A 22830-nucleotide genomic window follows, 5' to 3' on the forward strand; every position below is an offset into this window, starting at 1 on the left:
TCCAACATCGGCCACACCCAAGCCGCCGCCGGAGCCGCCGGCGTCATCAAAATGGTCAAAGCCATGCAACACGGGGTCCTCCCCCAGACCCTGCACGCCGACGAGCCTTCGCCGCTCGTCGACTGGGACACCGGTGCCGTCCGCCTCCTCGACCAAACACAACAGTGGCCCGACACGGGCCGCCCCCGCCGCGCCGCCGTCTCCTCCTTCGGCATCAGCGGCACCAACGCCCACGTCATTCTCGAACAAGCACCACCCGTCGAGGAGACCGAACCCGAGCCGGAGCAGGCTCCGCTGCCGGTCACCGTGCTGCCGCTGTCGGCCCGCTCCTCCTCGGCGCTGGCCGCACAGGCCGAACGGCTGGCGGGGGTGCTGGCCACGGAATCGGGCCGCGCCCTCGGATTCTCACTGGCGACCACGCGGGCGCGGCTCGACGTGCGCGCGGTGGTCACGGCGGCCGACGAGGACGGGCTGCTGCGGGGCCTGGAGGCGCTCGCGAACGGCGGCTCCGCGCCGACGCTCGTCCGGGGGCCGCACGGGGAGAGCGACGGCGGCGGCGCCCCGGCGTTCCTGTTCACCGGCCAGGGCAGCCAGCGGCCCGGCATGGGCCGCGAACTGTACGAGGCGTACCCGGTGTTCGCCGAGACGCTGGACACGGTCTGCGCGGCCTTCGACCGGCACCTGGACCGGCCGCTCATGGAGGTCGTGTTCGCGGCGGAGGGCTCGGCGGAAGCCGCGCTGCTCGACGAGACGCTGTACACGCAGACCGCCCTGTTCGCGGTCGAGGTGGCGCTGTTCCGGCTCGCCGAGTCGTGGGGGCTGCGTCCCGGGCATCTGATGGGGCATTCGATCGGCGAGGTGGTGGCCGCTCATGTGGCCGGGGTGTTCTCGCTGGCGGACGCGTGCAGTCTGGTGGCTGCCCGCGGCCGGCTGATGCAGGCGCTGCCGCCCGGCGGCGCGATGCTCTCCGCACTCACCGGCGAGGAGGAGGTCGCGTCCCTGCTGGCCGGTCGTGAACACGAGGTGGGCATCGCGGCCGTCAACGGGCCCGCCTCCACGGTGATCTCGGGCACCGAGACCGCCGTCGCCGCCGTCGACGACGAACTCGCGGCACGCGGCGTCAAGACACGCCGGCTGCGGGTCAGCCACGCCTTCCACTCACCCCTCATGGAGCCGATGCTGGAGGAGTTCAGGTCGGTGGTGGCCGGGCTGTCCCCGCGCGAACCGCAGATCCCGGTGGTGTCTAACCTGTACGGCCGCCCGGCCGAGCCGGAGGAGCTGTGCTCGCCGGAGTACTGGGTGCGTCACGTCCGGGAGGCGGTCCGCTTCCACGACGGGTTCACCGCGCTCGTCGAGGCCGGCGTGACGACCTTCGTGGAGCTGGGCCCGGACGCCGTACTGACCGCGCTGGCGCAGGAGTCGATGGCCGAGCGGCCGGAGGCGGTCGCGCTGGTGCCGGCCCTGCGCCGCGGCCGTCCGCAGGCCGAGACGTTCACTGCCGCCGTCGCCACCGCCCATGTGCGGGGCGCGGACGTGGACTGGCGTGCGGTGTACGCCGGTTCGGGTCCACGGACGGTGGAACTGCCGACGTATCCGTTCCAGCGGCGCCGCTTCTGGATGGAGGCGGCCCCGGCCGTCGCCGCGCCGGCGGCCGGCTCGGTGGAGGCGCGGTTCTGGTCCGCGGTCGAGCAGGAGGACCTGCGGTCGCTGGCGACGGAACTCGGCGCGCGGGAGCAGGCGCTGGGCGAGGTGCTGCCGGTGCTCTCGGCCTGGCGGCGCCGGCACATCGCACCGACCGCGCCCGGGAGCGAGGCGGAGTCCCCGGTGCGGACGGAACCGGTCGAGGACCTGTCCACCGCCCTGGCCGCCCTCTCCCCCGCCGACCGGGAGCGCCGGGTCCTGGACCTGGTGCGCGCCGAGATCGCCGAAGTGCTGCAGTACGGCGGCAAGGACGCCGTCGAGCCCCGCCGGCAGCTCAAGGACCTGGGGTTCGACTCCCTGGCCGCCGTGACCCTGCGCAACAGGCTGGCCGCGGCGACGGGGCTGACGTTGCCCGCGACGCTGGCGTTCGACCACCCGACGCCGGTGTCCCTCGCGGCGCATCTGGTGGAGGAACTCGGCCGGGACACGGCCGCCGTCGACGTGGACGGTGAACTCGACCGGATCGACGCGGCCCTGGCGGCCGCCGACGACGCCGGTGTGCGGGAGCGGGCCGCCGCCCGGCTGCAGGAGCTGCTGGCCCGGCTGGACGTCCCGGCCACGACCGCCGCGGGCGGCGACGACCTGGCGAACCGGCTCGATGACGCCGACGGCGACGACCTGTTCGACCTCATCGACTCCGAACTCGGCTCGGCCTGACCCCTCCGGACGATCACCACCCCCCTGAACCAGCGAGGAACACGATGTCTGAGTCTGACGAGAAGAAGCTCCGGGAGTATCTGAAGCGGGTGACGGTCGAGCTGCGCGAGTCCCGGCAGCGGCTCAAGCAGGCCGAGGAGTCGTGGAACGAGCCCCTCGCCGTCGTCGGCATGAGCTGCCGGCTCCCCGGCGGGGTCCGCTCCCCCGAGGACCTGTGGACACTGGTGGCGAGCGGCACCGACGCGATCTCCGAGTTCCCCTCCGACCGCGGCTGGGACGTGGACGGCCTGTACGACCCCGAGCCGGACCGGCCCGGCAAGTCGTACACCCGGCGGGGCGGATTCCTCTACGACGCCGCCGAGTTCGACGCCGGGTTCTTCGGGATCTCCCCGCGTGAGGCCCTTGCCATGGACCCCCAGCAGCGGTTGTTCCTGGAGTCGTCCTGGGAGGCCCTGGAGCGGGCCGGGATCGATCCGGCGGGCCTGCGCGGCAGCGACACGGGCGTGTTCGCGGGCTGTGTCACCTCCGACTACCAGGTGCTGCTGACCTCGGCGCCGGAGGAGATCGAGGCCTACCGGATGACGGGGTCCGCGACCAGCGTCCTGTCGGGGCGTGTGGCGTACCTGTTCGGTCTGGAGGGCCCTGCGGTCACGGTCGACTCCGCCTGCTCCTCCTCGCTGGTGGCGTTGCACCTGGCCGCGCAGGCGCTGCGTCGCGACGAGTGCTCACTGGCGCTGGTCGGTGGGGTCACCGTGATGGCCACGCCGACCGGCTTCGTGGACTTCAGCCGGCAGCGCGGCTTCTCGCCCGACGGACGCTGCAAGGCGTTCGGCGCCGGAGCCGACGGCACCGGCTTCGCCGAGGGGGTCGGGGTGCTGGTGGTGGAGCGGTTGTCGGACGCCCGCCGCAACGGGCACCGGGTGCTCGCGGTGGTCCGGGGCAGCGCCGTCAACCAGGACGGCGCCAGCAACGGCCTCACCGCTCCCAGCGGTCCCTCCCAGCAGCGCGTCATCCGCGCCGCCCTCGCCTCGGCGGGCCTCGCCCCCGACGACGTGGACGCCGTCGAGGCGCACGGCACCGGCACCCGGCTCGGCGACCCCATCGAAGCGCAGGCGTTGCTGGCGACCTACGGCCAGGGCCGGGACGTGGAGCGGCCTCTGCTGCTGGGCTCACTGAAGTCGAACGTCGGTCACACGCTGGCCGCGGCCGGCGTCGTCGGGGTCATCAAGATGGTCAAGGCGATGGAGCACGGCCTGCTGCCGCGCACCCTGCACGCCGACGAGCCCTCACCGTTCGTCGACTGGGACGCGGGCGCCGTCGAGCTGCTGACCGAGCAGCGGGCCTGGCCAGAGACCGGCCGGGTGCGCCGGGCGGGTGTCTCCGCGTTCGGCATGAGCGGCACCAACGCCCATGTGGTGCTCGAACAGGGGCTGCCCGCCGAGCCCGCCGGGGAACCCGCGTCGGCGGACCCGGAGGTGGTGCCGTACATACTGTCGGCCCGTGGTGAGGCTGCCTTGCGCGCCCAGGCGGCCCGGTTGCGCGCCCACGTGCGCTCCCGCCCCGAGCTTTCGCCCGCGGACGTGGGCCACTCGCTCGTGGTGACCCGCTCGGCCCTGGAGCAGCGGGCGGTGGTCCTCGGCTCGGACACGGGTGAACTGGTCGCCGGCCTGGCGGCCCTGTCCCGTGGCGAGGCGGGCGCGCAACTCGTCACCGGTGTGGCGAAGGACCGCGGGAAGACCGTGTTCGTGTTCCCCGGGCAGGGCTCGCAGTGGGCCGGGATGGCGGTGGAACTGCTGGACTCGGCGCCGGTGTTCGCCGAGCGGCTGCGCGCCTGTGACGCCGCCGTCGGCGCTCATGTCGGCTGGTCGGTCGAGGAGGTTCTGCGGGAGCGCCCGGGTGCGCCGTCGCTGGAGCGGATCGAGGTCGTGCAGCCGGTTCTGTTCTCGGTGATGGTGTCGCTCGCGGAGCTGTGGCGGCACCACGGAGTGGAGCCGGACGCGGTGGTGGGCCACTCGCAGGGCGAGATCGCGGCCGCGTGCGTCTCCGGCGCGCTCACCCTGGAGGACGCGGCACGGATCGTGGTCCTGCGCTCGCAGCTGTTCGCCGACGAGTTGGTGGGGCGCGGCGCCGTGGCGTCCGTCGCCCTGTCCCGGCGCGAGGCCGAGGAGTGGCTGGCGCCTTACGGGGACCGGCTGGCGGTCGCGGGCGTCAACAGCCCCCGCCTGGTGACCGTGGCCGGCGCTCCCGAGCCCCTGGAGGAACTGGTTGCGGCGCTGACGGAACGGGGTGTCCGGGCGCGGATCGTTCCCGCCACGGTCGCCTCGCACTCCCCGCAGGTCGACCGGCTGCGCGGCCGGATCGCCGAGCTGCTGTCCTTCGTACGTCCCCGCAAGGGGCGCGTGCCGCTGTACTCGACCGTGACCGGCGAGGTCCTGCGGGGCGACGAGCTGACGGCCGACTACTGGTTCGAGAACTGCCGCCGCCCCGTGGACTTCGAGCCCGTGGTGCGCAGGCTCCTCGACGACGGCCACGACGTGTTCGTCGAGTCCAGCGCCCACCCGGTGCTGGTGCTCGGGGTGGCGGAGACTGTCGAGGACGCCGGCACCGATGCCCTGGTGACCGGCACCCTGCGGCGCGGCAGCGGCGGCCTGAAGCGGTTTCTCACCTCGCTCGCGGAGGCATACGTGGGCGGACTGCCGGTCGACTGGCAGACGGTGCTCGGCACCGGGCGCCGCACGGTCGAGCTCCCCACCTATCCCTTCCAGCGGCAGCGCTACTGGGTGGAACCGGCCGCGGGCCGCGCAGGTGACGACGACGCGGTGGACGCCGCCTTCTGGGACGCGGTGGAACGCGGCGACCTGGAGGGCCTGGCCGCGTCACTGCGGCTGGCGGACACCTCGGCCCTCGCCGAACTGCTGCCGGCGCTGTCCTCGTGGCGGCGGGACAGCAGGGAGCTGGGTGCCGTGGACTCCTGGCGCTACCAGGTGATGTGGCGGCCCGCCGCCGAGCCCGCCGCGACCGCGCTGTCCGGGTCGTGGCTGGTGGTGCGGCCCGCGCATCCAGCGGCCGACGGTCTGTCCTCCCGACTCACCGCACTGCTGGCGCAGGCAGGTGCGCGTCCCCTCGCCCTCACGGTCGAGGACGGCGCGGACCGGGAGGGGCTCGCGCGGCGGATCGGCGAGGCGGTCGAGTCCCTGGAGGGCGTGCGGCCCGCGGGTGTCCTCTCCCTGCTGCCGCTGTCGCCGCGGGGGCACGAGGTGGTGTCCGCGGGACTCGCGGGGACGGTTCTGCTGCTGCAGGCCCTGGCCGATGCCGACGTGGCGACCCCCTTGTGGAGCGTGACGAGCGGCGCGGTCCGGGCCGTGGAAGACGACCGGGTCGCCGCGCCGGAGCGCGCCCAGGTGTGGGGGCTGGGGCAGGTCGCGGCGCTGGAGTCGTCGCAGACGTGGGGCGGTCTGGTGGACCTGCCCGAAGAGCCGGACGAGCGGGCGCTGTCCCGCCTGGTCGCCCTGATCGCGGCGGACGGCGGCGAGAACCAGGCGGCCGTACGGCCCTCGGGCGTATACGTACGCCGACTGGTGCCGGCTTCCTCGCCCGCGTCCGTACGGGAGTTGGCCGCCGAGCGGGGCACCTGGCTCGTCACCGACGGGGTCACCGGCCCGGGCGCGCACGTCGCGCGGCTGCTGGCCGGAGCGGGCGGGCCGCGGCTGTTGCTCACGGCCGGGCCGGGCACCGACGCGGGACTGATCGCCGCCACCGAGGCCGAACTGGCCGCACTGGGCGCCGAGGTGACGGTCGCCGTGTGTGACGTGGCCGACCGGGAGGCGCTCGCCGAGGTGTTGGCCGACATCGCGCCGGACGCGCCGCTGACCGCCGTGGTGCACACGGCCGGGCTGTTGGAGGACACCCCGCTGGAGAGCCTGACCCTGCCGGAACTGGAGCGTCTGCTGCGCACCAAGGTGCTGGGCGCCCGGAACCTGCACGAACTGACCAGCGGAACCGACCTGTCGGCGTTCGTGCTGTTCTCCTCGGTGACCGCCACGTTCGGCGGCGGCCTCGGCCTCGCCGCGCACGCCGCGGCCAACGCGCACCTGGACGCGCTCGCCGCCCACCGTCGTGCCCTGGGCCTGCCGGCGCTGGCCCAGGCGTGGGGCGTGTGGCGGGAGGAGCCCGCCGACGAGGCCGACCGGGAGCTGGAGGAGTCCCGCCGCGAGCGGCTGGGCCGTCGCGGGCTGCCCCTGCTGCGCCCGGAACCGGCGACCGCCGCGTTCGAGCGGGCCCTGGACTTCCCCTCCGCGTCGATCGTGCTGGCCGACGTCGACTGGGGCCGGTTCACGCGGGTCTTCGACGGCACCCGGCCCAGCCCGTTCGTCTCCGAGATCGCCCAGGTGCGGCAGGCCCGCAAGGACTCCGCGGATGCGGGCGGCGCGCCCGGCCTGCCGGCCCGCCTGGCCGGACTGCCCGCGGCTCGGCGCCGCGAACTGCTGCTGGACCTGGTCCGCACGGAGGTCGCCGCGGTCCTCGGGCACACCGATCCCGCCGCGGTGGTGGCCGGGCGCGAGTTCCTGGAGCTGGGCATGGACTCGGTGACGACCGTCGCCCTGCGCAACCGCGTCAACACGGCGACCGGACTCCAGCTGTCGGCCCGGACGATCCTGGAGCATCGCTCGCCGGACGCACTGGCCCGCCATCTGGCCGAGGAACTCGCCGGAGACGGCAGGGAAGACACCGCTGCCGACGATCCGGCCGCCCGGTTCACGGCGGCGTTCGCCGTCGGCGACGGCACGGACGCCCTGGACCGACTGGCGGGGGCGGCACGGCAGCGGGACTCGTTCACCGTGCCGAGCCCGGACGACCTGCCGCGACCGGTGCGGCTCGCGCGGGGCCAGGCCGGGCCGAAGCTGCTGTGCTTCCCGACGGTGCTGGCGACCTCGGGCCCGCACCAGTACGCCCGGTTCGCCGCTCCCTTCGCCGGCCGGCGCGACGTACTGGCCCTCGCCCTACCCGGCTTCCGGCAGGAGGAACGCCTGCCCGCGACGCTGGACGCCCTGGCCGAGGCGGCGGCGGGCGCGGTGCACAACAGCGCGGACGGCGGCCCGTTCGTGCTGGTCGGCTACTCCTCCGGCGGCATCGTCGCCCACGAGGCCGCCCGGCTGCTGGAGGCGTCCGGGGTGTTCCCCGAGGCCCTCGTCCTGCTGGACACCTACGCGCCCGACGACCCGGGGCTGCGCGCCGCCACCCCCTCGATCCTGGCCGGCATGGCAAGCAGGCTGGACGAGTTGGGGCCGGCCGACGAGGCGTCGCTGGTCGCGATGGGCGGCTATCTGCGGCTGCTGGACAGCTGGCGGCCCACGCCGGTCAAGGCCCCGACCCTGCTGGTCCGGCCGGCCGACCCGCTGCCGGGCGCGCCGGCCGAAGCACCGCGGCCGTCGTGGCAGCGGGAGCACGAGACCGTGGGCGTCCCCGGAGACCACTTCTCGATCATCGAGGAGCACGCGCCCGCGACGGCCGAGGCGGTCCTCACCTGGCTCGCCGCCCTCACCAGCCGGGAACCGGCGTGAACCCCCAGGAACGAACGGAGGCGACAGCGACATGACGAGCAGGACGACAGTGGTGATCGTGGGGGCCGGCCCGGTCGGCCTCGCCGCCGCCTGTGCGCTCTGGCAGCGCGGCATCCACGCACGCCTTCTGGAGGCACAGGACGGACCGCAGCGCGGTTCGCGCGCCGTCCAGTTGCACGCGCCGACCCTGCGGATCTTCCGCGAGCTGGGAATCCTGGAGGAGGCCGAGCGGCGGGGCCTCAGGATCCGCGCCAACGAGTACCACCTGGCCGGCGGCCGCACCCTGAGGATCGAACTGGGCACGCGCAACGAGCCGTTGATGCTCCCTCAGGAGATCACCTGCGAGCTGTTGGAGCGCCGCCTCAAGCAGCTCGGCGGCCGGGTGGAGCGCGGCGTCGAGGTCACCAGCACCATTCCCCACGACGACCTCGTGGCCGTGGAGGCGCACGGCCCGGACGGTGTGAAGCACCTCGAGGCCGACTGGCTGATCGCCGCCGACGGGGTGCGCAGCCGGGTCCGTGAGCAGCTCGGCATCGACTTCGCCGGCAGCCCGGTCCCCGTCAACTTCCTGCTGGCCGAGGGCAGGATCGACGGGCGGCCGGCGGACGACGCGGTCCACTACTTCCTGGGTCTCGCCGGGTCGTTGGTCTTCGCCTCTCTGCCCGGCGACCGGGTGCGCGTCTCCGGGGCCGTCCCGGCCGGCCACCCGCTCACCGAGGAAGGCGTGCAGCGGATCCTGGACGAGCGCGGCCCAGGTGGGCTGCGCGTCGCCTCCCTCGACACCGTCAACAGCTTCAGCAGCCAGGAGCGGATCGCCGAACGGCTGCGCGACGGCCGCGTCTTCCTGGTCGGGGACGCCGCCCACACCCACTCCCCGCTGGGTGGGCAGGGCCTCAACCTCGGTTTCCAGGACGTGCACAACCTGGTCTGGAAGCTGGCCGGGGTCATCGACGGCACGCTGGACCCCGCGGTGCTCGACAGCTACGCCACCGAGCGCCGGTCCGCCGCCGAGCAGATCGTCCGCAACACCCACCAGTTCCTGCGGGTGTTCACGCTGGGCCCGGCCGCCGCACGGGCACGCAACACGAGCTGGGCCACCTTGGAGTCCCTGGGCGTGCTGCGCCGTTGGTTCGCGCCGCTGCTGGCCGGCTGGCGGGTGCGCTACCCCGCCGACGGACGGGGCGGGCGCGGACTGCCGCGTCCGGGCACCCGCTCGCCCCACTGGTCCGCTCCGGCCGTCGTCGACGACCGCTACCGGCTGGTGACCCGCGGAAACCGCGGAACGAAGCTGCGCGGGCTGGCCCTCGCCGCACTGCGGCCCGGCCTGGTCGGCCACCGCCACATCGAGCGCGGCGGCCCCGGTTTCGTACTCCTGCGTCCCGACGGATACGTCGCCGCGAGTGGCACGACCTCCGCCGACTGGAAGCACGCCGAACGCCTGCTCGCCGAGAACGCGGCATGACCCGCCCGACCGCCTTGGTGCCGGATCCGGCACGACACGCCGAGAAGGAGCATGCCTTGACGACCCAGGAACGCCTCGACGAACTGCACTCCCTGAAGCAGGCGGCGCGGCAGGGTCCCGATCCGCGGGCCACCGAGCGGCAGCACGCCCGCGGCAAGCTGACCGCCCACGAACGCATCGAACTCCTGCTGGACAAGGGCTCGTTCCAGGAGATCGAGGCCCTGCGCCGGCACCGCGCCACGGGCTTCGGACTGCAGGAAAAACGCTACCCGTCCGACGGCGTCGTGACCGGCTGGGGCACCGTGCACGGCCGGACCGTCTTCGTCTACGCCCATGACTTCCGCGTCTTCGGCGGCGCCCTGGGCGAGGCACACGCCGCCAAGATCCACAAGCTGATGGACCTCGCCGAGGCGTCCGGGGCGCCGCTCGTCAGCCTCAACGACGGCGCGGGCGCCCGCATCCAGGAAGGCGTCACCGCCCTCGCCGGATACGGCGGCATCTTCCGCCGCAACACCCGCAACTCCGGTGTCATCCCCCAGATCAGCGTGATGCTCGGCCCCTGCGCGGGCGGCGCCGCCTACTCCCCCGCCCTGACCGACTTCGTCTTCATGGTCCGCGACACCGCGCAGATGTTCATCACCGGGCCCGACGTGGTGCAGACGGTGACCGGCGAGTCGGTCACGATGGACGGCCTCGGCGGCGCCGACGTGCACGCCTCGGTCTCCGGTGTGGCGCAGTTCGCCTACGACGACGAGGAGAGCTGCCTGGAGGAGGTCCGCTACCTGCTGTCGCTGCTCCCCGCCAACAACCGTGAACTCGCCCCGGTGACCCCGACGTCCGACCCGGTCGACCGGCGCAACGACGCGCTGCTGGACCTCGTCCCGCAGGACCCCAACCAGGCCTACGACATGCGGGCCGTGATCGAGGAGATCGTCGACGACGGCGAGTACTTCGAGGTCCACGCGGCCTGGGCCACCAACATCCTGTGCGCCCTGGCCCGCCTGGACGGGCACGTGGTCGGCATCGTCGCCAACCAGCCGTCCTCCCTCGCCGGCGTGCTCGACATCCACGCCAGCGAGAAGGCGGCCCGCTTCGTCTCCACGTGCGACTCCTTCAACATCCCCCTGGTCACCCTGGTGGACGTCCCCGGCTTCCTGCCCGGCGTCGGCCAGGAGCACGGCGGCATCATCCGGCACGGCGCCAAACTGCTCTACGCGTACTGCAACGCCACGGTCCCCCGGGTCTCCCTGGTCGTACGCAAGGCCTACGGTGGCGCGTACATCGTGATGGACTCCCGCTCCATCGGCACGGACGTGGCCCTGGCCTGGCCGTCGAACGAGATCGCCGTCATGGGCGCCGAGGGCGCGGCCAACGTGATCTTCCGCCGCGAGATCAACGCCGCGGACGACCCCGACACGATGCGCCGCCAGAAGATCGACGAGTACAGGACGGAGTTGATGCACCCGTACTACGCGGCCGAGCGCGGGCTCGTCGACGACGTGATCGACCCGCGGGACACCCGACAGGTGCTGATCCGCTCCCTGGACATGCTGCGGACGAAACACGCCGACCTGCCGTCGCGCAAGCACGGCAACCTTCCGGCGTGAGAACGAAGGCGGAGAGATGAACGCTGTGAAAGTCGTGCACGGAAATCCCAGCGAGGAGGAGCTGGCCGCGGTGCTGGCCGTGCTGCTGTCGGTCGGACAGCAGCACGGCCACGCGGCTGCCGCCGAGGGGCCGAAGCCTTCGTCGCAGGAGGCCAGTTGGAGCCGGGGCGGTCGCGCGTACCCGGCGCCTGCCGCGTCGTGGAGGTTCGGGTCATGAGTGTGCCGAGGAGCAGGCTGCGCAAGGTGCTCATCGCCAACCGGGGCGAAATCGCTGTCCGCGTGGCCCGCGCCTGCCGGGACGCCGGGATCGCGAGCGTGGCCGTGTACGCCGACCCGGACCGGGACGCTCTGCATGTCCGCGCCGCGGATGAGGCGTTCGCCCTGGGCGGTGACTCCCCGGCGAGCAGTTACCTGGACATCGCCAAGGTGCTGGCCGCCGCCGAGGAGTCCGGTGCGGATGCCGTCCATCCCGGTTACGGCTTCCTGTCGGAGAACGCCGAGTTCGCGCAGGCGGTCCTGGACGCGGGGCTGATCTGGATCGGGCCGCCGCCGCAGGCCATCCGGGATCTGGGGGACAAGGTCGCGGCGCGGCACATCGCCCAGCGCGCCGGGGCTCCGTTGGTGGCCGGTACGCCGGACCCGGTGTCCGGTGCGGACGAGGTCGTCGCCTTTGCCGAGGAGCACGGGCTGCCGATCGCGATCAAGGCCGCGTTCGGTGGTGGCGGGCGCGGTCTGAAGGTGGCCCGGTCGCTGGAAGAGGTGCCCGAGCTGTACGAGTCGGCGGTGCGTGAGGCGGTGGCCGCGTTCGGTCGCGGTGAGTGCTTCGTCGAGCGCTATCTGGACAGGCCACGGCATGTGGAGACGCAGTGCCTGGCCGACACGCACGGCAACGTGGTCGTCGTGTCGACGCGCGACTGCTCGCTGCAGCGCCGGCACCAGAAGCTGGTCGAGGAGGCCCCGGCGCCCTTCCTGTCGGACGCGCAGGTCGCCGAGCTGTACCGCGCCTCCAAGGCCATCCTGCGGGAGGCGGGGTATGTGGGTGCGGGGACGTGTGAGTTCCTGGTCGGGCAGGACGGCACGATCTCGTTCCTGGAGGTGAACACGCGCCTTCAGGTGGAGCATCCGGTCACCGAGGAGGTCGCCGGCATCGACCTGGTGCGGGAGATGTTCCGGATCGCCGCCGGCGAGGAACTGGGCTACGGGGACCCGGAGTTGCGGGGGCATTCGTTCGAGTTCCGGATCAACGGCGAGGATCCGGGGCGGGGGTTCCTGCCCGCTCCGGGCACGGTCACCCGGTTCGACCCGCCTTCCGGCCCGGGTGTCCGGCTGGACGCGGGAGTGGAGTCGGGCTCGGTCATCGGCCCGGCCTGGGACTCCCTGCTGGCCAAGCTGATCGTCACCGGCGCCACCCGCGAGCAGGCCCTCCAGCGCGCCGCCCGCGCACTCGCCGAGTTCACGGTCGAGGGCATGGCCACCGCCATCCCCTTCCACCGCGCGGTGGTCACCGACCCGGCGTTCACCTCGGACCCGTTCACGGTTCACACCCGCTGGATCGAGACCGAGTTCGTCAACGAGATCGAGCCCTTCGCCGCCCCGGCCGAGGCCGAGGCGGAGGAGGAGACGGGCCGCGAGACGGTCGTCGTCGAGGTCGGCGGCAAGCGCCTGGAGGTCTCCCTCCCGGCCTCCCTGGGCATGTCCCTGGCCCGCACCGGCCTCGCGGCGGGCGCCAAGCCCAAGCGCCGCGCGGCCAGGAAGTCCGGCCCGGTGGCCTCCGGCGACACCCTCGCCTCCCCGATGCAGGGCACGATCGTCAAGGTCGCGGTCGAGGAGGGCCAGGAGGTCAAGGAAGGCGACCTGGTCGTCGTGCTCGAAGCGATGAAGATGGAACAGCCCCTCAACGCCCACAAGGCGGGCACCGTCAAGGGCCTGAGCCTGGAGGTCGGCGCGTCCGTCAGCTCCGGCGCCGCCATCTGCGAGATCAAGGACTGAGATCAGCCAGAAGACCCGAGCGCCCCCAAGGAGGCAGCCGACACCGTGCACGCACAGGACCGCCGGGCCGAATGGCCCGGCGGTCCTTTGTCGGCCTGTGTTCAGGAGAAGAACCCGTACAGCCGCCGCACCCGCCCGTTCTCCAGCGCGATGAAGTCGTGGCCCACAGCCAGCGGCGCCCCGCCGGCCGGGCCGACCTGCCAGCTGAACCGGCCGAGGTCGTGATGCGTGCTCACCTCGCTCACCAGCGCGAACACACTGCCGGGAAGCTGCTTCTGGGTCTCCGCGATGTAGGCGTCCAGCGCGGCCCACCCCTCGATGTGCACGTTGGGGTCGGCGTACTCGACGTTCTCGGTGAACAACTCCTCGATCGCGGCGCGGCGTTCGTCGCCGTCGACGATGTTCCAGGTCTCGATGTATCGCTTCACCACGGTGGTGATGTCACTGCTCACGTGCCGGGTCTCCTCTTTCTGCGGTCTACGGTTCTACGGGCGGCCGGGGTGGTCCGGCGCCGGTTCAGGAAGCGGTGCGCGGCCGGATCGTCACCGGCAGTTCGGCCAGGCTCCGGATGGCGAGGGCTCCGTTGGTCGGCGGGGTCTGGGTCTGCAGCTCGACGTCGTACTGGACGAGGGCGTTCAGCGCGACCTCGATGACCAGCTTGGCGATCGGGGCGGCCACGCAGTAGTGGATGCCGTGCCCGAACCCGAGGTTCCTGGTGCCGCGCCGGGTCAGGTCGAGACGATCGGCGTCCTCGTACGCCGCAGGGTCGCGGTTGGCCGCGCCGAGCAGCATGAAGACCTCTTCGCCGGCCTTGACCGGGACGCCGCCGACCTCGGTGTCCTCCAGCGCCGTGCGGTTGATCAGCTGCACGGCCGCGTCGTACCTCATCAGCTCCTCCACCGAACCCGCGCCCTCCTCGGGGTGGTTGCGGTACCACTCCAGCTGGTCGGGGTGGCGCAGCAGGGAGAGCGCGGCCAGGCCCATCGCGGCCTGCGGTGCGCTGAAGCCGGCGAGGAAGATGTTGGCGACCGTGGTGAGCAGCTCGATCTCGGTGAGCCGCTCACCGTCCTGCTCGGCCAGGACCAGTTCGCTCATCAGGTCGTCGACCGGCTGGGCCCGGCGCTCGGCGATCAGTTCCTCGGCGATGGCGACGTAACCGTCCCGGGCCTTGAGCCGGTTGGCGAGGGCATCGGGCGAGAGGGTGTAGGCCGGGTCGAGGCCACGGCCGGCGTCGTTGGCGTACTCGATGCACTGGGCGAGGTACTTCTCCGGTACTCCGACCAGGATGTTCAGCACGCCGGCGCCGAGCGGCCGGAACAGCACGGGGGTGAGGTCGACCGTGCCGTGCGCGGCCGACTCGCCGGCCGCCTGCGCGACCAGCTTGGCCGCGAGTTCCTCGGCGGGCTGCCGCAGCCGCTCGATGGCACGCGGGGTGAACGCCTTGTTGACCAGAGCCCGTATGCGGGTGTGGTCCGGCGGGTCCATGAACATCACCGCGGGCCGAAGGCCCTCGGGGGTGGGTATCAGGGTGTCCTGGTAGCCGGCACCCTCGCCGCGGCCCAGCTTGGGGTTGCGCAGTACGGCGTGGACCTCGTGGTAGCCCAGGGCCGCCACACCCGCTCCGGTGCGGATCACGGATCCGCCAGTGGCTCGCAGCCTGGTGTAGGTGGTGTACGGGTCGGAGTGGAAGGCGGGGTCGAACGGATCGTAGGGCAGGACCTCCGGGAGGTCCTCGGTGGCCGTGGTCTCCACGGTCTCGGTCATGTCAGGTATCCCGTCTGGTCTGAAATCGGATGATCAGCCGGCGTCCGTGTGCGGAACCAGTTCCACCGGCATGTCGAGGATCACGGTGTGTTTGTTGTTGGGGGCGTGGACGACCGGCCCGGTGAGACGGATGTCCGCCACCTTGTCCAGCAGGGCTTCCAGGAAGAGCCGTATCTCGAGGCGGGCCACCTGGTCGCCGAGGCAGAAGTGGGTGCCGGTGCCGAAGGAGAGGTGCGGGTTGTGGGTGCGGCTGATGTCGAAGGCCGACGCGTGGTCGAAGACGTCCTCGTCGCGGTTGGCCGACGGCCACCAGAAGGTGACCTTGTCGCCGGCCTTGATGTGGTGTCCGTGGAGTACGACATCGCGGGTGGCGGTGCGCCGGTTGTACGGGTTGGGCGGGGCCCAGCGCAGGATCTCCTCGATCGCCCGGGGCAGCAGCGAGCGGTCCTTGCGCAGGGCCTGCCACTGGTCCGGGTGCTGGGCGAGGGCGAGGACGCCGCTGGCGATGGTGTTGCGCGGCTGCTCGAAGCCGGTGATCAGGATGAGTACGGCGTTGGCGTCCCGCTCCTGACCGGTGAGCGGCGGCTCGCCGCCTCCCGTCTCGATGGCGCCGCCGGCGAGGAGCGAGCCGAGGTCCTGCGCGGGTGCCTCACGCTTGCGGTCCAGCAGGTCCTTGAAGTAGGCGGACATGGCGTGGAAGATCTCGGTCGAACCGGCGTCGACCGTGCCGGTCAGCCGGTTGACGAACCCGAGGTTGAGGCGGCCCCAGTCCGCGAGCCGGTCCCAGTCGTCCCGCGGGGCGCCCAGCAGGAGGGACACCGCGCGCAGGGCGTAGGGCTCGCTGAGGTCCTTCATGAAGTCGACGCGGCCGCCCCGGTCCAGTGCGTCCGTCAGCAGCTCCTGCGCGATCTCTCGCAGCGGGTCGGTCAGGCCCTCCGCCACCTCGCCCGTCACGGCGGGCCTCAGCAGCCGTCGGATCAGGTCGTGGCGCGGATTGTCCATCATGGCGAACAGCACCCCGGCGTGCACACCGACGGGCAAGTCCTCCAGGTGGGAGCCACCGCCGGCGCGGTCGCCGCCGCCCTGGGCGGAGAAGTCCGGGGACGCGGCCGCGGCCACGATGTCGGCGTGCCGGGTCAGCACCCAGAATCCGTCGCCGTCCGCGGTCCGTCCCCCGGGGTGGAAGAGGACGGGCGCCTCCGTGCGCAGCCGGGCGAACAGGCCGTAGGGAACTCCGGCAGCGAACCGGGACTGGTCCGCGAGGTCGAACCCGCCCAGTACCGCCGGGAGTTCGTGGTCGGTCGTCATGTGGTCCTCTCGGGTTCGGCGTGCGCCACGGTTCAGTGGCGGACGAGTCGGTCGTGACTGCCCGCGAGCCAGCGGCGACTGATCTTGGCGTGGTCGGGCTCGGTCTCGGTCCTCAGCCGGGCGAGGAGACCGGCGAGCCGGTGGCGCGCCTCGACGCTGTGCACGTCGGCGAGTTCCTGGTGCTGCCACGGCTCGTCGCCGGTCGGGGCGTCGTCGGACGCGGCACGCGCCAGTACGGCGACGGCGTTGAAGAGTTCGCCCGCGATGCGGCCGAGGAGCACGACCGTGCGCTCTTTGGCGTACAGCTGCTCGGGGTCCGGGTACCGGCGCACCAGGCCGACGGCGATCTCCCGCACGCTGTGCACGAGTCGGGTGAGAACCCGCAGATGGTCCTGGTTCGCCGGTGACAACCCCGGTGCCCCGGTCTGCGCGTGCCGACCGGCGGTCTCCGTGGCGGTCCGCGCGTCGGCGTAGTACTGCGCGAGCAGCATCCGGCCGAGCTGGTTGTCGAGCTGGAAGTCGACGTTGCCGGCGACGCGCAGTCCCCGCGCGTCACGGAAGGCCCGCTCCAGCGGCACCGCGGGCGCGCCCCGGCGGACCTTGCTCGCGACCGTCTCGAAACCCTCGCCCCCGTGCAGGGACACGGTCCGGTCGACGGTCCGCCAAGCCCCGCGCACCAGGAGGTTCTTGGTGACGAACCGCTCGAACCAGCGGTCGGCCAGACCTCCGGCGAGGCTCCAGCGCACCGCCGACTCCATGGCGTACACCTCGGCGAGGGTGGCCGTGACCGTGCGCTGGATCTCTTCGTACTCGCCGAGCGGGCGTCCGTCGATCGTGCGTCGGGCGATGAACTCGCGTGACCAGGCGAGGCAGTTCCTGGCGATCGCCATCGCGGGGGCACCGGTGAAGTGGATACGGCCGAGCAGCGCCACCAGGCCCACCAGTGGCGGGAGCTGGTCGCCGTCGGGGTCGAGGAGCGCCTGGCCGGCCGGGACGAGTACGTCGTCGAAGCGCAGCGACGCGTTCGGCAGCCCCCGGCTGCCCATGAACTCCACGCGCGACCCGACGGAGAAACCGGGGGTGCTGGTGTCGAGGAAGAAGGCACCGACCTTGGGTGCGCCGTCGCCGGGTACGGTCGCGGACACCGCGATCAGGTCGGCGACGGGACCGTTGCCGGTGAAGAGCTTTTCACCGCGCAGCAGATAGCCGCCGTCGACCGGGGTGGCGGTGAGTGTCGGGCGGGCGTTGTTCTGCCCCGAGCGGTCGGTGTCGCCGAACCCCGAGACGGTGCCGGCGGCGATCCGCCCGCTGACGAACTCCCGCAGGGGGCCGGGGGGCAGGGCCGGGAGCATCGCCGCCGCGCCGACGCCGTTCTGGATGGCCACGATCTGCCCGACGGGCACGGAGTGGGCGCAGGCCTGGGCGATCACACGGAAGGCGGTGTACGGCGCCAGTCCGAGGCCGCCGAGTTCCGGCGGAACCACGAGCCTCAGATAGCCGCGCTGCTGCAGCTCGTCGAGGAGCCCGTCGGGCAGGACGCGGGTGTCGTCCAGCTCGGTGGGATCGACGCGCTGCGCGAAGAACTCCTCGGCCTCGGCGACCAGACGGTCGCCGAGTTCCTCCTCGGCACGGCTCGGCCGGGGAAAGTCACGCCAGGCGTTCCAGTCGAGATGCCCCTTGAGTAAATCCGCCAGGAGAGAATGGGGTGCTATTCCAGCATCGGATGGTGCGGCGGTCATCGGAGAATCCTCTTTCGGTCGACGCGCGGCACCTGAAAAGCTAGTGACACTCTCCCCCTATCGCCAACCCCAGTTTTCACCGGCGCCGACCCCTATTTCCCGGAGAAAGCCGTACGGGCCGGACGCGGAGAACGCGTCCGGCCCATACTGGGTTCAGTGTCGCGGGCGGGTGGCCCGGTCTGCTCAGCCGAAGAAGTTGTACGCCAGCTCGATAACGCCATCCTCGAGCTGGAGGACTCCGTAGCCCTTGGCGATCGGCTCGGCGGCGGGGCCGAGGTGCCAGGTGTACAGCACGGCGTCGTTGTGGGAGCCGATGACCGTGGTCAGGTCGAGCGGCAGGTCACCGAGCTTCTCGCGCGCCGCGCCGATGGCCTCCACGATGGCGTGCACACCCTCGGCCACCCAGTCGGGGTCGATGATCTTGGCCTTCTTGGCGAAGATCGACTCGAGGGTGGCCTTGCGACTGTCGGCATCGAAGTCGTTCCACGCCTTGAAGTAGGTCTCAACGATCTGAGTGGCATCGCTCATGGGAAAAGGCCCTTCCGAATACAGGTAAGAACCCCGTGAAGGCAGATCGCCTCCACAGGCGCCCCGGGCGTCGCGGCCGCGGGTGAGCGCACATCGGCCGACTAGTGAAGTACACGCCGTTCAGTTGCACTACGGCCAACAGTAGCGCAACGCCGTTCACTGTCAAGTGCGCTGATTTTCGAGCCAGTTGACGGAAAATCGACCACGAAAAACAGCGCTGGGACCGCACCCGGAGGTGCGGTCCCAGCGCTGCGCGAAGGAAGCCGGCGGGGTCAGTCGGCCATGGCGGACACGGGTGCCGTGAGACCCAGCAGATGCGTGAGGTCGACCAGTTCGGCGTGGTAGAGCCTGGCCGGATCCTGAACCTGGGGCCGCAGATGGCCGTAGATCTCGAGCGAGACGAGTCCGTGCAGACGTCCCCACAGCCGCATCGCCAGGGCGACGGCGGACGGATGCAGGTCAGGGAAGGCCGAGCGCACCGTCTTGATGAACTCGGGGTCGTAGTCCTCCCAGGTGTAGCCCTGGTCGGCGTGCAGCCGCTGGGCCCAGGGCCAGGCCGAGACCACCACTCCGGTCAGCGCCGTACAGGCACGGTGCTCGGCCTCGGCGGCGGGACCGCACAGCGGGACCTGGTAGTCCGGCACGGGATCGCCGTAGACGAGCCGGAACTCCTGCGGATTGGCCACCGCCCAGTTCCGGTACGCCTGTCCGTACGCCATCACCTGGGCGACGGGCCCCTCGGGCGCGGCGGCGACGGCCTCCTCCAGCGCCTGCGCCAGGGAGTTGTAGACATCGGCGACAAGGGCCGTGATCAGGTCGTCCCGGGTGTCGTAGTAGCTGTAGATCGCACCGGCGGTCATCCCCATCTCACGAGCGATCGCGCGCAGGGACACGGCTGCCGTGCCGTTCTCCGCCATGTGCTTCAGCGCGATCGTCTTGATCTCCTGGGCGGCTTCTGCGCGGAGGCGTTCTCGCCTGCTCGGTTTCGGGTCTGCCATGGCGCCATCGTAACAGCGTAAAGTTCGATAGCTGCCGATCAGTTAGTGATCGGCGTGTACTCTCTGCTCGGCACACGGCATGGCCAACCTCGCCGTCCCCAGGCCGGAACCCCTATCGGAGGCCGTTCCGAGCCCGCTGCGGGGACGTGATCTAGGGGTTGCCCTTAGGGGTGAGCCTCCCCATAGCGTCGGCTCGCACAAAACCGGCGGAATTCACCCCGAGGCAGGCCGCCATTGCCGAAAGCGCTCTCCCATCACCTGCGGAAGGTTGGAAATGGTCAGTTCTACTACGGAATGGGATTACATCATCGTCGGCGGCGGTGCCGCCGGGTCGGCCCTCGCGTCCCGGCTTTCCGAGGATTCATCGGCGAATGTTCTCCTACTGGAGACGGGAAAGGACATCCGTCCGGCGAACAGGCCGCAGAATTTCGTCGGCCGTGAATTCGATCTGGACATGGGAGCCCAGCCCGACTTCTGGTGGCACGGCCTGCAGACCAGGATCCATCCCACACTCGACCCGATCCCCTTCCAGGCGGGTCGGGGTGTCGGCGGCACCTCTCAGGTGAACGGGCTCTTCTCCATCCGCGGAGTACGAGACGACTTCGACCGCTGGGTCGCGCAGGGAGCGGAAGGCTGGTCGTTCGACGAGGCCCTCCCCTACTACCGGAAGCTGGAGGACGATCTGGACTTCCCGGACGCCCCCTACCACGGGCGGGGCGGCCCGCTCCCCATCTACCGCGAGCCCCAGAAGAACTGGGGCGGCGCCGACAACGCCTTCCGGGACGCGGCGCTCGACCTCGGCGTGCCCTGGCACGACGACACCAACGCGCCGGAGGCGACCGGCCTCTCACCGTTCGCCATGCACCTCCGCGATGGCAAGCGCGTGGCGGCCAACGACGGCTACCTGGAGCCCGCACGCGAGCGCGGCAACCTGACCATCCGAGGCGAGGCGCTGGTGGACAGCGTGACCTTCGGCCCCGGCGGAAAGGTCACGACGGGGGTGCGGCTGGCGGGCGGGGAGACCATCCGGCTCGCTCCGGGCGGCGAGGTGATCCTCTCCGCGGGCGGCACGCTCTCCCCCGCCCTGCTGGTGCGTTCGGGCATCGGCACCACCGAGGACCTGACGAGGCTCGGCATCGACCAGGTGGCCGACCTTCCGGTGGGCCAGGAGCTGACCGAGCACCCCTTCATCGTCCTCGCCCTGCCCATCCCGCCGGAGAAGGCGGCCAGCCCCTTCGGGCGCACCGTGAACGTCACTTGGCGCTACTCGTCGGGCCTGGCCGACGCCGGCGCCAACGACATGATGATCATCCCGAACAACGGCTGGCTCGGCATCCCCGGCATCTGCATCTGGCAGATGCACGCCGTCAGCCGCGGCAAGCTGCTCTTCACCTCGCGCGACCCGCTCGCGGGCCCCTTCGTGGAGATGCGCATGCTCACCGAGCAGAGTGACACGCTGCGCGCGAAGGACGCCCTGGAGCGTGTCGGCGAGCTGGTCCACCACCGCGCCTTCGCGGCCATCCTGGCCGACAAGCCCGAGCTGCCCTCCGCGGAGGAGCTGCCGAACGTGACGTTCGCCAGTCATCACGTGGCCACCACGGCCCGGATGGGCTCGCCGTACGACACGACGACAGTGGTCGATCCCGACTGCCGCGTCCTGGGCGTCGACGGCCTGCGCGTCATCGACCAGTCGGTCATGCCCGAGGTCATCCGGGGCAATCCGCTGCTGACCGTGTTGATGCTCGCCGAGCGGATGGCGGACCGGATCAAGGCCGCCCGCACCTGATTCCGGCCATGCGGGGCCAGGCCCAACAGGCCTGGCCCGTACACCGTTTGACAGTCGAGCACCGTTGAGTCAGACTCCACCGTGTTGTTACTGAACACCGTGTACTCAAAATGCTGAACACCGTGTACCGCAACGTCGCTCACCACCGCCGGGCCCACCGTGAGCACCGGCCCCAGTGACAGAAGGAAGCCCCTGTCGTGGTTGACACCGTCCCCAAGAGCCAGCACCGGCCCGGGCTCATGCTCGCGCTGCTGGCATTCGCCCAGTTCATCGTTGCCGCCGACTACAACATCGTGTACGTGGCGCTCCCCGACATCGGCAGCGCACTCGGCTTCACCACTCAGTCGCTGCAGTGGGTGGTCAGTGCCTATGCCGTGGCCTTCGGTGGTCTCCTGCTCTTCGGCGGCCGGCTGGTCGACCGCATCGGCGGCCGCCGGATCTTCATCCTCGGCGCGGTGGTCTTCGGTCTGGCCTGCCTCGTCGGCGGTCTGGCCAAGGACCCCGGTGTCCTGATCGCCGCCCGCGCCGTCCAGGGTGTCGGCGGCGCGCTGCTCTCGCCGGCCACGCTCATGCTGGTGAACACCAAGTTCGAGGAGGGCGCCGAGCGCAACCGCGCGCTGGCTGTCTGGGGTGCCTGCGGCAGCGGTGGCCTGGCGGCCGGCGCCCTGCTCGGCGGCCTGCTGACCAACGCCTGGGGCTGGGAGTGGGTGCTGTTCATCCTGGTCCCGATGGCTCTGCTGGCCGCGGTGGCCGCCCCGTCCGTCCTGCCCGCCGACGAGCGCTCCGGCAGCGACGCCAGCTTCGACGTGCCCGGCGCGGTGCTCGCCACCGCCGGTTCGTCTCTCCTGGTCCTCGGTCTCGTCAGCGGCCCGGAGGCGGGCTGGGGTTCGCTGCGCGGTGCCGGTTCCATCGTCGCCGGCGCGGTGCTCCTCGCCGTCTTCGCCCTGGTGGAAAGCAGGACCCGCGCACCGCTCGCGCCGATGCGCCTGTTCACCAACCGCAGCCTGGTGACCGCGATCCTGATCATCCTCGTGTTCCAGAGCGCGTTGTCGGGCTCGTACTACCTGTTCACCAACTACGTGCAGGACGTGCTCGGTTACGACGCGCTGGAGGCGGGTCTCGCCTTCCTGCCGCTCACCGTCATCTCGATGCTCGCCTCTCTCAAGCTCACCGGCATCCTGCTGGCGAAGTGGGGGCCGCGGACGACGCTCTTCATCGGCATGCTGATCAACGGCGTGGGAATGATCGCCCTCGCCCTGGCGATGACCACGGACGCCTCCTTCTGGCAGCTCCTGATCGGCCTGGTCATCTGGGGTGTCGGCGGCGGCGTCACCTTCCCGGCGATGTTCATCTGCGCCGCGTCCGGCGTCGACCCGAGCGAGGCGGGCATCGCCTCCGCACTCGCCAGCGCCTCCCAGCAGATCGGCGGTGCCGCGGGGCTCGCCGTCCTGGTGGCCATCGCCAACGCGGGCCTCGATCTGAGCTCCGACGCCAAGCCGGCCGTCTCCGCAGTCGCGGACGGCCTGCGTACGGCGACCTGGGTGGGCGGCGTGGCGGCGGTCGTCGGCGGTCTGCTGGCCTTCACCCTCAGGAAGCCCGGCAGCGCGGCCCAGGAGTCGGCCGACCGTCAGCCCGACCAGGCCGATGAGATCGGTGCCGTCTCGCACTGAGCACGACCGAGCGGCACCGCACCACGAACGCGGGGCCGTGGCCGGGCACATCCCCCGACC

14 protein-coding genes are annotated in these 22830 nt (G+C 71.8%); 8 read left to right on the forward strand and 6 right to left on the reverse strand.

Annotated elements, in window-relative coordinates; all coding sequences use genetic code 11:
• The 6 genes from BEK98_RS29875 to BEK98_RS29900 form a co-directional block, all read left to right on the forward strand.
• On the forward strand, window positions 1-2358 hold a 2358-nt coding region (locus BEK98_RS29875; RefSeq protein ID WP_143684179.1), incomplete at its 5' end, for an acyltransferase domain-containing protein.
• Between the two features lie 44 nt (window positions 2359-2402).
• Window positions 2403-7919, forward strand: a complete 5517-nt coding sequence (locus BEK98_RS29880) for a type I polyketide synthase (protein WP_094219815.1) — start codon at window positions 2403-2405, stop codon at window positions 7917-7919.
• Window positions 7920-7950: 31 nt separating this feature from the next.
• Window positions 7951-9381: an FAD-dependent monooxygenase gene (locus BEK98_RS29885; RefSeq protein WP_094219816.1), complete on the forward strand. Its 1431-nt coding sequence runs from the start codon at window positions 7951-7953 to the stop codon at window positions 9379-9381.
• Window positions 9378-10988, forward strand: coding sequence for an acyl-CoA carboxylase subunit beta (locus BEK98_RS29890; RefSeq protein WP_094219817.1), 1611 nt, complete (start codon window positions 9378-9380; stop codon window positions 10986-10988). Before BEK98_RS29885 ends, BEK98_RS29890 begins: the two co-directional genes overlap by 4 nt.
• Window positions 10989-11004: 16 nt before the next feature.
• Complete coding sequence (locus BEK98_RS29895) at window positions 11005-11205, forward strand: acyl-CoA carboxylase subunit epsilon (RefSeq protein ID WP_094219818.1); 201 nt, start codon at window positions 11005-11007, stop codon at window positions 11203-11205.
• 17 nt (window positions 11206-11222) lie between these two features.
• Entirely contained in the window at window positions 11223-12977 is a 1755-nt protein-coding gene (locus BEK98_RS29900) for an acetyl/propionyl/methylcrotonyl-CoA carboxylase subunit alpha (protein WP_094219842.1), read from the forward strand.
• A 101-nt stretch (window positions 12978-13078) separates the two neighbouring features.
• On the opposite strand, the gene BEK98_RS29905 is transcribed toward BEK98_RS29900, so the two are convergent.
• The 6 genes from BEK98_RS29905 to BEK98_RS29930 form a co-directional block, all read right to left on the reverse strand.
• Window positions 13079-13429, reverse strand: coding sequence for a nuclear transport factor 2 family protein (locus BEK98_RS29905; RefSeq protein WP_094219819.1), 351 nt, complete (start codon window positions 13427-13429; stop codon window positions 13079-13081).
• Between the two features lie 64 nt (window positions 13430-13493).
• A complete protein-coding gene (locus BEK98_RS29910) occupies window positions 13494-14741 on the reverse strand; it encodes a cytochrome P450 (RefSeq protein WP_094219820.1) in 1248 nt (415 codons plus the stop codon).
• 33 nt (window positions 14742-14774) lie between these two features.
• Window positions 14775-16049: a cytochrome P450 gene (locus BEK98_RS29915; RefSeq protein ID WP_094219821.1), complete on the reverse strand. Its 1275-nt coding sequence runs from the start codon at window positions 16047-16049 to the stop codon at window positions 14775-14777.
• Window positions 16050-16081: 32 nt separating this feature from the next.
• Window positions 16082-17788, reverse strand: coding sequence for an acyl-CoA dehydrogenase family protein (locus tag BEK98_RS29920; RefSeq protein WP_094219822.1), 1707 nt, complete (start codon window positions 17786-17788; stop codon window positions 16082-16084).
• A 183-nt stretch (window positions 17789-17971) separates the two neighbouring features.
• Entirely contained in the window at window positions 17972-18316 is a 345-nt protein-coding gene (locus BEK98_RS29925; RefSeq protein ID WP_094219823.1) for a nuclear transport factor 2 family protein, read from the reverse strand.
• A 272-nt stretch (window positions 18317-18588) separates the two neighbouring features.
• Window positions 18589-19314, reverse strand: a complete 726-nt coding sequence (locus BEK98_RS29930) for a TetR/AcrR family transcriptional regulator (RefSeq protein ID WP_094219824.1) — start codon at window positions 19312-19314, stop codon at window positions 18589-18591.
• A 274-nt stretch (window positions 19315-19588) separates the two neighbouring features.
• Between BEK98_RS29930 and BEK98_RS29935 the strand changes: the two genes are divergently transcribed.
• Together BEK98_RS29935 and BEK98_RS29940 are read left to right on the forward strand one after the other, a co-directional pair.
• Window positions 19589-21100, forward strand: coding sequence for a GMC family oxidoreductase (locus BEK98_RS29935; protein WP_167444289.1), 1512 nt, complete (start codon window positions 19589-19591; stop codon window positions 21098-21100).
• Window positions 21101-21297: 197 nt separating this feature from the next.
• The gene (locus BEK98_RS29940; RefSeq protein ID WP_208643270.1) at window positions 21298-22770 is read left to right on the forward strand and encodes an MFS transporter; all 1473 of its coding nucleotides are present in this window, start codon (window positions 21298-21300) and stop codon (window positions 22768-22770) included.
• Window positions 22771-22830 lie beyond the last annotated feature (60 nt).

Origin of the sequence: Streptomyces diastatochromogenes (assembly GCF_002242805.1) — a bacterium.
GTDB classification, from domain to species: Bacteria; Actinomycetota; Actinomycetes; order Streptomycetales; family Streptomycetaceae; genus Streptomyces; species Streptomyces diastatochromogenes.